The sequence below is a fragment of the uncultured Dialister sp. genome (assembly GCF_900538805.1).
Classification (GTDB): Bacteria; Bacillota; Negativicutes; order Veillonellales; family Dialisteraceae; genus Dialister.
In genome coordinates, this window is record NZ_UPZP01000079.1 from 1 (window position 1) to 11,388 (window position 11,388).

Consider the following 11,388-nt stretch of genomic DNA (forward strand, 5'->3'; position numbering starts at 1 on the left):
ATTTCATTCTTGTATTTTTATTCAATGCAAGGAATCAGTCGACGCGAATAGCGAGCTATTTAAGGAGACTGATGACGCCGCATTGGATAAAAATACATATGAAATTCGATTCTGCAAATTAATCAGTGCTTTCCCAAAGACAGATAAAACGCATATATCTATACTAAGACTACATGAAATAAGGCCTCTGCGCAAGGGCCAAATAAAAAAGAGGCCTGCCGCCGGCAAACCTCCAGGGAACGCGCTCACTCCTGCCGCCTCATGAAATCAGAAGCCGATGAGCATTTTCCCGTTCCATCAGAAAGTATTCATGTATCTTCCCAGCACGAGGCAGAGAACAGCAAACATGGTGCCAAAGACAATGGTAAACTTGGACAGCACCGCATCCTTGCCCCTAGTCCGTCCGCCGACCGCATTCTCCGTGCCGCCGCCAATGGCAGTGCCCATACCGGCCTGTTTCGATTCCTGTCCTACAACCACCACAATCAAAAGCAACGAAACCACAAGGGTTATGCCAATCAAAAAGTACTTCACTGTGAATCCTCCTCTGCACCTGCCTCACTCAGGGCAGATACGGTTCTATCTTCTAAAAGAAATGATATCAAACACTATTTTATACTAATCAACAGGAATGGTCAACTGGATTTTAAAGAAATCGCGGACGCTTGCGCTTGAACGCTGGCCATGGCTTCTTCCCGCCCTGCACGTCATTCTGAGCGAAGCGAAAAATCTCGGTACGAAGTGATATTGACTCATTGGCTGGTACATACCAGTCGGCGGGAAGGGGTGTTAAAAGACTCTCAGATTTGACGGGGCATTCGCCCCGAAGGTTCTAAGGTTTGACAGCGCTAACGGTCAGTCGATTAAAAGGAAGGCCCTTTTATGGGCAGGCTATGGGCCAACTTCGACTGACTTGCACATTCTCTGCAGAATGTGCACAGGCTGAAGGTTCAGGTATCGCCATTGGAGCCACTGCGTGGCAGGGTTCAAAGGGTTCAGAAGGTTCAAAGGGTTCAGAGGGGGTGGTATCGCCGCTTCGCGGCGATGAGTATATAGTCAGCGTTACGGGATTTGGTTTTGTGTCACCAGTGCTGCATAACGTAGAGCAGGAGCCCCTTCCTCTGGAAGGGGGGGTAGCGCCGAAGGCGCCGGAGGATAGGAGCGTCAGGTCTTTGCTAAGAAATTTTCGGACCTATCCTCAGGGCTTCGCCCAGCTCCTTCCTAAGGAAGGAGCCTAACGTTACGGAAATTACATTTGTGTCTCCAGTGCTGCACGCCGAAGAGCCATAGCCCCCTTCTTCTGGAAGGGAGGTGTCGCCGTAGGCGACAGAGGATAGCAGGCTTTTCATAGAAAAGCCGAGACCCCAGGGCCTGTCAAACTTCGCCTGCCCGGCAGGCGTCAACCGGGGCCGCTCAGCGGCCCCCTATTTCCTTCCCCTCATCTTATCCAGCTTTTCCTGCACCGAATGCGGTATGGCCCTTCCGATTTCACTTCTAAGATTCCTATGGTTATTCCGGGTGATGAATTTCTCCTGCACCGCCTTGTCCTCTTCCATAGCCCGCATGAGGTCAGACACCGGCACCCGATAGGCACCGTTTCCAAGAACCTGGCTCTGTTCGGGACCGTCGGAGGTGACTACGAAGATATGTCTGTATTCTTCCCGCCGGAGATAGGATTCCTTTTCAATATAGGAGTCGGCGGTCATCCGCCGGGGCGTATAGACGATGGTAAAGAAGGCGGAAAGTTCCTCGATCTTCACTTTGGTGGAATTCCCCTGCCCGTCAAAGGTGATAATCACTTCGATATCGTTATGGGCGCCGTAGTCCTGCATGATATCCACCAGTTTCTTGCGGCATGATTCCAGGTCGTTCCTGTCGAATATGTCGGGTCTGCCGAAAATCACGTTATAGCCGTCCACCAGGTAGAGATCTTTCATGACTGAGCCCTCTGTTTAGCCGCTTCATAAATGAGAAGGGCAGCCGCCACGGACACGTTGAGGGAGGAAACGTGTCCCTTCATAGGAATGCGCACGCAGAAATCGCACATTTTCCTTGTAAGGGGGCTCACGCCCTTTCCTTCCGCTCCCATGACGATGACAAGCGGCCCCTTCAGGTTAGCGTCATAGTAGAGACTTTCGCCGTCCATGTCGGCGCCTACCACCCAGAAACCCTTTTCCTTCAGCATTTCCAAAGTCTGCCGAATATTTCCGGTCTGGCACACCGGAAGATAAGCAAAGGCACCGGCTGCGGTCTTCATGGCAGCCGCCGTCACCGGCGGGCTCTTATGCTTCGGAAGGAGCACCGCCGCCGCACCGGCGCATTCCGCCGTGCGAACGATGGCCCCCAGATTGCGTACGTCCTCCAGGCCGTCCAGCAGAATCAGGATGGGACTCTTTCCTTCCCAATCCGAAAGCACCCGGTCAAGGTCCGCATATTCGTAGGGCTTCAGCAGCGCCGCAATGCCCTGATGCACCACGCCGCCGGCCATGTCATCCAGCCGGTCTTCCTTTACTTCTTCCACGGGCACGCCCTGCTTTTCCGCCAAAGCTGCCAGGGAAAGAAGGCGGTCGTCCTTTTTTCCCTCCTTCAGGAAGACCTTGCGGACGCCCCTGCTTTTCAGAAATTCGGACACGCTGTTCCTGCCGCAGATGAGGAGGGAATCGGCGGAACCCTCTTTTTTCAAAGGCCTTTTCTTCCTTCCGTCCCTGCCGGAAGGAGGCATGGCCTGCCGCCGGTCTTTCACATCATTCTTTTTAAAGGATGGTTTCCCCTTTTTATCCGTTTTCATGGCTCATTTCTCCTGCCACATACTTCAAGCTCTTTTCAAGGATGAAATCCAGCCGCTGTTTCTGGCCGGACAGATAGAGATAGCCCAGAAGGGCCTCAAAGGCCGTGGATTCCCGGTATTCCTCCACCGTAGCGCTCTTTGGCACATGGGAGCTGGTATTTCTGGCCCTCTTGGACACCTTCAGCTCCCGCTCGTTCAGGAGCTCCCTGATTTCAAAAAGGATACGGCTCTGCCAGCGGGCGGAAACAATTTCCGAAGCCAGGCTGTTCAATATCTGCACATTGTAAATGCCTGTATCGATCAAGGCCTTCCGGATAAAGAAGGACCAGCAGGCATCGCCGATGTAGGCCAGGGTCAGGGCATCCATGGAAAAGACCTCCTGTTCATCAAGAACAGGAGATTCTTTGCCAATCTTACGAGCCATCTGTTTTTTCAGAAATAAGACTCTCTTAAACTCCACGTTTCTTCCACCTTGCTCCTGTAGGAGTATCTTCAATCACAATGCCGATTTCGCCCAGCTTATCCCGGATTTCATCAGCCAGCTGGTACTGCTTTGCCTTTCTGGCGGACTGGCGGACAGAGAGGATGACATTCATAAGGTCATTGTAATCTTTGTCATCATAGGCTTCGGTCTTCTTCCATTCCTTTTCCAGAATGCCCAGGATATCCAGAATGGTCTTGAAGGCTTTGCCCGCCTTTTCCAGGGACGCCTTGTTGAAAGCGGTGCCGCCGTGCACATCGTTGTAGTACACATTGATAGCCTTGGCCAGGTCAAACATGGCGCCGGTGGCAAGGCCTGTATTGAAATCATCATCCATGGCTTCGTGGAACACCTTCATGTCAGCTTCCGCTGCCTGTTCCAGCGCCTTGGATGCTTCGGTTTCCTCATTGCCTTCACGGCCGGAGAGCTCCTTCACCCTGGCGATGACATCCTTCAGCTTGTCCATGTTCTTCTCTGCTTCTTCCAGACGGTCGTCGGAGAAGTCAAGGGGACTTCTGTAATGGGTGGACAGGAGGAAATAGCGCAGCGCATCGCCGGAATATTTTTCCAGCACATCCTTCACCAGGAAGAAATTGTTCAGAGACTTGCTCATCTTTTCAGAATTAATGGTGATGAATCCGTTATGGAGCCAGTAATCCACGAAATGGCAGTCCGTGCATCCTTCGGACTGGGCGATTTCATTTTCATGGTGCGGGAAAATCAGATCAGAGCCGCCGCCATGGAAATCAAAGGTCTTGCCCAGGTAATGGATGGACATGGCAGAGCATTCGATATGCCAACCCGGACGTCCCTTGCCCCAGGGGCTTTCCCAGAAAGGTTCACCGGGCTTGGCAGCCTTCCACAGAGCGAAATCGCCGGGATTCTTCTTCTCATCATTCACTTCAATGCGGGCGCCTGCCAGCATATCTTCGATTTTCCGGCCGGACAGTCTGCCGTAATCCTTGAAAGTGGAAATATCATAATACACATCGCCGCCCAGTACATAGGCATGGCCCTTTTCAATCAGGGTCTCCACCATGTGGATGATATCATCCATGTGTTCAGACACCCTTGGGTACACATCGGCCCGGCGCACATGGAGCGCATCCATGACCTGGAAATAAGCGTCAATGTAACGGTCGGAAATGGTCTTCCAGTCCGTGCCTTCCGCATTGGCCTTGTTGATAATTTTATCATCCACATCGGTGAAATTCTGTACAAAAGTCACTTTGTAGCCCACACATTCCAGGTACCGGCGGATGACGTCCCAGGTTACCGCAGGACGGGCATTTCCGATATGAGGATGGTTATAGGGCGTTACGCCGCATACATAAATCTTCGCTTCCCCCGGTGTAATCGGTTTGAATACTTCCTTTTCCTTCGTCAGCGTGTTATACACTTTAATTTCTTCCATTTAGATTCCTCCATCTGTAGAGAGATATTTTATTCATATATAAGAAAGATATGATAAGCCCGTTTATAGCTGCAACAGTGACACATGGTTATCATCTTCTTTCATGAAATCGGTTGATTAGTGAGCTGGTGAGCTAGTGAGCTGGTGGACTAGAAACAAGAAACTGTCTGTTCCACTAGCCAACTAGTACACTAGCTCACTAGTTCCCATTAAAAAGACCGCCGCCTCACAGAGACGGTGGCCCGTTATTCCACTCTGTCGGCAAAAGCCGCGCACAGCCGTATCGTAGACCTACGGAAAAGGATACTTCATTCCCCTTTTCAGCTCACAGATGCATTTCCCGAAAGTCCTCCAAGCATTTCCACCATCCATGCCTTCTCTATCGAATCGCTTACGGTACTTCTTCCGCTCATCGCCCAAACTATGTAACATTTCCGCTCTGCTGCAGAAATCAAATTTTAAATAAGCACAGCAGCTGACCTGGCTTTTGACCCCACACTCGCCTGCTGGAGCTTTCGCTACCCGGTGTCTTCCTCTCACTACTAACCCTCTCGGTTTTCCCGGCAGGACTTACTTCTAAACCGCACCATGCTCAGCAGGATTTTCCTGCGTTACGTGGATCGCTTTGGCTGCGACTACCATCGACTTTCAGCCACAGACCTGCAATGCTTATTTATTATTATAGATTCGATGGGTGGAAACTGTCAATATGAAATATTTAAAGGGGGCTGCAAAGCAGCCCCGAGTTCAGAAGGTTCAGCTGGAGAAAAGGTTCAGAAGGTTCAAAGGGTTCAGAGGGTTCAAAGGGTGGTGGTATCGCCCTTCGGGCGATGAGCAGGAAGTCAGCGTTACGGGATTAACCTTTGTGTCTCCAGTACTGCATGGCGAAGAATAAACGCCCCTCCACAGGAAGGGGGGGCCGTTAGGCGACGGAGGATAGGGGCGTCAGGTCTTTGCTAAGAATTTATCGGACCTATCTTCAGGGCTCCGCCCAGCTCCATTCCGGTCAGGCAATTCATAGGAAGGCCCTTTTATGGACAGGCTAAGGGCCAACTTTGCCCGACTTGGCAATCCTATGCAGGATTGCCACCTGAGGAAGGAGCCTGCATTACGGCCCTTGCCATAATGTTATACTATTCATAAAAAGGCAAAAAGCAGCCCTTGTGAGGCTGCTTTCCAGCACAAAGAAATCCGGTGACTTCCCATCCCCTATGCCCAATGAGTTCGGTGTCTGACTCGGTCAACAGCCGCTGCTGCACAAAGTGCGATGGCTTGCGCCGGAACAGTGTCTCCCGTCATTTCTGCCGCGATAGATGTTTAAAGTCCTGGATTTCTCTGCTATTTTTCAGTTTGTACTGATTTTTGACCATTTTCCGGAAATGGGGAGGGAGAAAAGCGGTACCATTTTTGGTTCCGCCGCTCCATAGAGTCATTTCTTATGCGCAACTCAGAAATATATGGAACGGTTTCTGTCAAAACCGCGGGCTTTTCATCCCCCTCTACTATATACATAACGCGAGATTCGAAAATGTGAAAAGAAAAAGTGAAATTTTCCGAAAAAACTTTCTTTAGTGTATTAAAGTAAAAAGGGCTATGAAGAAATGGCTTCCATTCCTTCATAGCCTTTTTCATTTTGCCTATATTGCTTTAAAGACTTTCCAAATGACGATAATATGCCTGTCCCAATAGGGCTCGTGCTGCTCGAGGATGAGATTTCGGGGCTCCTCTTCACTATCTTCGCAAAGCATCTTCGTCATTTCGCTGCTGTACTCCGCTCGAAATGACAAAACGGGGCCGATGTCCATTACGCTTTGTCGTCGATGATGGCGGCGCCGCCGCTTTCTCCTGTGCGGATTTTAACGGCGGTGGTCAGTTCGGAGACGAAGATTTTACCGTCTCCCACGTGGCCGGTGTTGCAGGTGTCGCGAATGGTCTTAATCAGTTTTTCCAGCGGTGTTTCGTAAATGACAATTTCTATTTTGATTTTCGGGAGCAGGTTCACGGAGAGTACGTTTCCTCTGTAGATTTCTTCCTGTCCATGGGTGAGGCCGCAGCCGTAGACTTCGGTGACCGTAATGCCGGTGACGCCGATTTCATAGAGCTTGTCCTTCAGCTCTTCCAGTTTTTCCGGACGAATGACGGCGTCCACTTTGTAGATTTTCTTTTCTGTATCCATAGGTTTCACCTCTTATAATTTATTATACGCTCTTTCACCGTGGTCGATAAGGTCCAGGCCCTGGGCTTCTTCGGAAGCGGAAGCGCGGACTTTCATGAAGCAGCCTACCACTTTGATGATGACGGTGGTCATGACGACGGCTACGATGATTCCGGTGACGATGCCGGTCATCTGGGGAATGAGCTGGGCCGGGTTGCCGTAGAGGAGGCCGTCGGCGCCGGCGTCATTGATGGTTTTGGTGCAGAAGATGCCGGTCATAAGAGCGCCCCATACGCCGCCCATGCCGTGGCAGCCGAAGGCGTCCAGGGAGTCATCGTAGCCCAGTTTGGATTTAACGCAGGAAACGAAGAAGTAGCAGATGACCGGAGTGGTGATGCCGATGAAGAAGGCTGCATTAGCATCGACGAAGCCGGCGGCTGGGGTGATGCCTACGAGGCCGGTGAGGATACCGGTCATGAGGCCTAGGGCGGTCATTTTCTTATGAATGATTTCTTCAATGATAATCCATACAAGGCCGGCGGTGCAGGAAGCAATACCTGTATTGGCCAGGGCCTGGGTCATGATATCGTTGGCAGTGAGGCCGGCGCCGGAGTTGAAGCCGAACCATCCAAGCCACAGGAAGCTGCCGCCAAGGCATACGTAGGGAATGTTATGGGGACGAAGGGAAAGAATGCCATAGCCCTTTCTCCTGCCGATAAGGATGGCAGCGGTTAAAGCGGAGAAGCCGGAGGTGACGTGAATGACGGTGCCCCCTGCAAAGTCAAGGGCTCCCATGTCGCGGATGAAGCCGCCTACGCCCCATACCATATGGCACATGGGGTCATACACCAGGGTGCCCCAGAGAAGGATGAAAATGCAGTATGCCGGGAAACGGGTCCTTTCCACAATGCCGCCGCTGACGATGGCCGGTGTGAGGATGGCAAAGGCCATCTGGAACATGGCGAAGAGGATGTGGGGAATGGTTTCGGAATAGTCCGGATTGGCCGCCATGCCTACGCCATGGAAGAAGGCCCAGTCCAGATTGCCGATGATGCCGCCCACGTCGGGGCCAAAGGAAAGCGAATAGCCATAGACAAACCACTGTACTGTAAAGATGGCCAGGCAAACCATGGACATCATAATGGTATTAATGGTGTTTTTGCGGCGTACCAGTCCGCCATAGAAAAAGGCCAGCGCCGGTGTCATGATGAGCACCAGCAGTGTTGCGATGGCCATGTAGGCCATGTCTGCCCCGTTCAGCTTACTTTCTTCATCTGCTGCCATGGCAATTCCCGGGAGGAAACATGCCCCCAGAAATGCCGGTAAAAGATATTTTCGCATAATCATAAGTCCCTTTCTGAAAAATAAAAAAGCCGCCTGGAATCCCTAAAATTTCCATAGCAGCACCATTACCCATTTTTATGAAATTATGCAGTGAAGTTTCCTGGGCTCCCCTGCTTTCTATTCAGTTCCTACCTGTCTCTTTTATTTATCCTTCCCCATAATGCAGAATCATCACAGCCACCTCCAAAATAGAAAAGGCCTGCATACCAAAGTACGCAGGCCCTCTTGCCTTGTGTTTTATTATGGTCCTTATTATACACAGGAAATCCATGGATTGCAAGTATTTTTTTGATACGCCCTGATGGACACGCCTGTGGGCGTGAGGGTTCAGAAGGTTCTTAGGGTTCTTAGGTTTGATGGGCCCTTCGGGCCCAAGGGTTGTGGTATCGCCGCTTCGCGGCGATGAATATATAAGTAGGCAGCGGATAACGGATAGCATCTTTCACTGTCCCACTATCATACTAGTTCACCAGCCCACTAGTCCACCAGCCCACTATAAATCAATACATAGCTGCGTTGGCGATGACCAGGCGCTGTACCTGGTTGGTGCCTTCGTAAATCTGCATGATTTTGGCATCGCGCATGTACTTTTCATTCGGATTTTCTCTGGAGTAGCCGTTGCCGCCCATGACCTGCACGGCGGTGGTGGTGACTTCCATGGCCGTATCGGACGCGAAACACTTGGACATGGCGGAGAAGAGGGATGCCTGTTTGTCGCCGTTCATCTGCATCCAGCAGGCCTTGTACACCAGGGCCCGGGCAGCTTCTGTCTTTGTGACCATGTCAGCAATCATCTGCTGCACCATTTCAAAGGAAGCAATCTTCTGGCCGAACTGCTTTCTCTGGTGCGCGTAATGGATGGCATTTTCCAGGGCAGCCTGGGCGATGCCTACAGAAATGGCGCCTACCACCGGTCTGGATTTTTCCAGGGTTTCCATGGCGATGCGGAAGCCCATGCCTTCCCTGCCCAGTCTTGCGGAAGCAGGAACGAAGCAGTCGTCAAAAATGATTTCAGAAGTGGCGGAAGCACGGATGCCCATCTTGTCTTCTTCTTTGCCGATGGAAATACCCTTGGTGTTCCGGTCTACGGAGAAAACCGTAAGGCCGCGGATGCCGCCGGATTCCCTGGTATTGGCAAAGAGGGTGATTTTATCTGCAATGGGCGCATTGGTAATGAAGCACTTGGTACCGTTCAGTACATAGCCGCCGTCCACCTTCTTCGCCCGGCAGGAAACGGCGCCGGCGTCGGAACCGGCCCCCGGTTCTGTCAATGCAAAACAGCTCATGCCGCCATCGTTCAGGCAGTCGAAATAGGATTTCTTCTGTTCATCGGTTCCTGCAATAAGCACAGGGAAGGATGCCAGGGAGTTGGCAGCACACACTGTGGCCACGCCGGCACAGCCCTTGGCCAGTTCTTCGCTGATAAGGGCAATGGTCAAAAGATCCAGTCCTGCACCGCCGAATTCCTTGGGAACCGACAGAGCCGTCATGCCGGACTGCTTCAGGATACGAAGCAGCTCCTCGTCCATAACGCCGCTTTTATCGATATCCAGAGCTCTGGGCGCGATTTCCTTCTGTGCAATATCACGGGCCAGTCCTACCAGTTCTTTCTGCTTATCTGTCAAGTTAAAATCCATTTTCCAACACCTGCCGAATCAAAAATATAAAGGTTCTCAAACTGTCTGCATGTCCTGCAGAAATATGTCCTTTACATTATAACAGATTTATGCTGGAAAATTCACGGGGAGAATAAAATCAGGAGCCACTTCGCGGCCCGGGTTCAAAAGGTTCAAAGGGTGCTGTATCGCCTGAGGGCGATGAGTATGAAATAGGCGTTACAGGAATGCTTCCCCCCACGGCGAAACAGTGTTTCCCTAGATTTATATATTGGCGGCTGCCGGCGGCAAAGCCGGACATTTTCCCCTGAACCTATTCCCTTTCTGTTTGACTTTCCATAGCTGCCAATGGAAATGAATTGCAGAAATACCCGATTTTATCGGTATTCTAAACTTATATAGATTACTATGGATATTGGAAAATGGAAGGGCTCTGTATTATAATGTATGAGATAAGAGTAGATATTTGCATAATCTTTACAAATCGTATACAATAAACACTGTTTTCCTGATTTCAGAAATAAAACAAACGTGAGATATACCTGTCCGGCGCGCCGTTCCGTCTGGACAGCAGCTGCGCCGGTTACCGGCCTTTGGGCGGCTAAAAGGATACACTATGATTGACAAATGTAAAAAGCTTATCGGACTTTTAATCCTGATTGCTGCTGCCGTCATATCCGTTTACCTGATTCGTCTGTACTATCCTGAATTTTATTACCATACCATCCACCTCACCATGGCCGGTGATGTGGACGGGCTGGCGGATTACATTTCTTCTTTCGGGTACGGAGCTTTTCTTGTGAGCATTGGACTGCTCATTTTCTGTAATGTATTCGGAATCCCCACGATTCCCTTCCTTACGGTGAATGGAGCGCTTTTTGGTCTGCTTCCGGGTATTTTTATTTCCTGGGTGGGAGAAGTCATCGGCATTGAAATCAGTTTCCACATCGGACGCATTTTCTTCCGCAAGGAGGCCCGCCGTCTGATTGAAAAGAAGCATATGCTTACGAAGCTGGACAAGTACAGCTGTGTGAAAAATATGGCCCTGGCCAGGGCTATCCCCTATTCGCCCAATATTCTTTTCACCGCCATCGCTGTTTTGAGCAAGCTCACCAGCCGGGAGCATCTGAAGGCTACCCTCATCGGTAAGATTCCTTCGGTTCTTATCGAAGTGTGGCTGGGCCACGACCTGATTTATTTTTCGGAACACGGCACCCGTTTCATCGTGCTGCTTTTCCTCCTTCTGGCGGGTTATGTCATTCATAAGATGTATAAGAAAAGACGCTGTTTCAACAACAAATGCCTGTAATTAAAGGGCTGTGCAAAAATGTCAATCATTTTTGCACAGCCCTTTTTTATGCTTATCTGAACTCTATTGAGGTTCTGAGCCATAGCGCAGAATACCATAGAGGCGGGAGATTTCGGGGCTCCTCTTCACTCTCTTCATGCACCGTCCTCTCCATTCCGACGCTCTCCTCCGCGCGAAATGACAAGGGAGGGGGTAAATACTTAACTTGTAATGAGCCCCCTTTTCCTATTTAAGGAAGCACTGATTAATTCGCAGAATCGAATTTCATATGTATTTTTATC

9 protein-coding genes are annotated in these 11,388 nt (G+C 50.6%); 1 reads left to right on the top strand and 8 read right to left on the bottom strand.

Annotated features, from left to right (window positions below; all coding sequences use genetic code 11):
* Positions 1 to 297: 297 nt before the first annotated feature.
* The 8 genes from secG to QZQ29_RS07330 all read right to left on the bottom strand — a co-directional run bounded on the left by secG (position 298) and on the right by QZQ29_RS07330 (position 9,819).
* The gene (secG, locus tag QZQ29_RS07295; protein ID WP_296961851.1) at positions 298 to 534 is read right to left on the bottom strand and encodes a preprotein translocase subunit SecG; all 237 of its coding nucleotides are present in this window, start codon (positions 532 to 534) and stop codon (positions 298 to 300) included.
* An 890-nt stretch (positions 535 to 1,424) separates the two neighbouring features.
* Positions 1,425 to 1,937, bottom strand: a complete 513-nt coding sequence (locus QZQ29_RS07300) for an NYN domain-containing protein (protein WP_296961854.1) — start codon at positions 1,935 to 1,937, stop codon at positions 1,425 to 1,427.
* Positions 1,934 to 2,788, bottom strand: coding sequence for a 23S rRNA (guanosine(2251)-2'-O)-methyltransferase RlmB (rlmB, locus tag QZQ29_RS07305; protein ID WP_296961855.1), 855 nt, complete (start codon positions 2,786 to 2,788; stop codon positions 1,934 to 1,936). Before rlmB ends, QZQ29_RS07300 begins: the two co-directional genes overlap by 4 nt.
* On the bottom strand, positions 2,775 to 3,248 hold the full coding sequence (locus QZQ29_RS07310; RefSeq protein WP_296961857.1) for a ribonuclease III domain-containing protein: 474 nt from the start codon (positions 3,246 to 3,248) through the stop codon (positions 2,775 to 2,777). Before QZQ29_RS07310 ends, rlmB begins: the two co-directional genes overlap by 14 nt.
* A complete protein-coding gene (gene cysS / locus QZQ29_RS07315; protein ID WP_296961858.1) occupies positions 3,238 to 4,683 on the bottom strand; it encodes a cysteine--tRNA ligase in 1,446 nt (481 codons plus the stop codon). The genes QZQ29_RS07310 and cysS overlap by 11 nt, the downstream gene beginning before the upstream one ends.
* A gap of 1,804 nt (positions 4,684 to 6,487) precedes the next feature.
* Positions 6,488 to 6,859 carry a P-II family nitrogen regulator gene (locus QZQ29_RS07320; protein WP_296961859.1) on the bottom strand — a complete coding sequence of 124 codons (372 nt, stop codon included), beginning with the start codon at positions 6,857 to 6,859 and terminating at the stop codon, positions 6,488 to 6,490.
* Between the two features lie 12 nt (positions 6,860 to 6,871).
* On the bottom strand, positions 6,872 to 8,122 hold the full coding sequence (locus QZQ29_RS07325; protein ID WP_296961860.1) for an ammonium transporter: 1,251 nt from the start codon (positions 8,120 to 8,122) through the stop codon (positions 6,872 to 6,874).
* Between the two features lie 560 nt (positions 8,123 to 8,682).
* Positions 8,683 to 9,819, bottom strand: a complete 1,137-nt coding sequence (locus QZQ29_RS07330; RefSeq protein ID WP_296961861.1) for an acyl-CoA dehydrogenase family protein — start codon at positions 9,817 to 9,819, stop codon at positions 8,683 to 8,685.
* 595 nt (positions 9,820 to 10,414) lie between these two features.
* On the opposite strand from QZQ29_RS07330, the gene QZQ29_RS07335 reads away from it, so the two are divergent.
* Positions 10,415 to 11,107: a VTT domain-containing protein gene (locus QZQ29_RS07335; RefSeq protein WP_296961862.1), complete on the top strand. Its 693-nt coding sequence runs from the start codon at positions 10,415 to 10,417 to the stop codon at positions 11,105 to 11,107.
* The last annotated feature ends 281 nt before the right edge of the window (positions 11,108 to 11,388 follow it).

Bases quoted from the DNA above. Each gene is read 5' to 3' on its own strand.
- QZQ29_RS07300 (WP_296961854.1), bottom strand. From the start codon at position 1,937: ATGAAAGATCTCTACCTGGTGGACGGCTATAACGTGATTTTCGGCAGA.
- rlmB (WP_296961855.1), bottom strand. From the start codon at position 2,788: ATGAAAACGGATAAAAAGGGGAAACCATCCTTTAAAAAGAATGATGTG.
- cysS (WP_296961858.1), bottom strand. From the start codon at position 4,683: ATGGAAGAAATTAAAGTGTATAACACGCTGACGAAGGAAAAGGAAGTA.
- QZQ29_RS07320 (WP_296961859.1), bottom strand. From the start codon at position 6,859: ATGGATACAGAAAAGAAAATCTACAAAGTGGACGCCGTCATTCGTCCG.
- QZQ29_RS07325 (WP_296961860.1), bottom strand. From the start codon at position 8,122: ATGGCAGCAGATGAAGAAAGTAAGCTGAACGGGGCAGACATGGCCTAC.
- QZQ29_RS07330 (WP_296961861.1), bottom strand. From the start codon at position 9,819: ATGGATTTTAACTTGACAGATAAGCAGAAAGAACTGGTAGGACTGGCC.
- QZQ29_RS07335 (WP_296961862.1), top strand. From the start codon at position 10,415: ATGATTGACAAATGTAAAAAGCTTATCGGACTTTTAATCCTGATTGCT.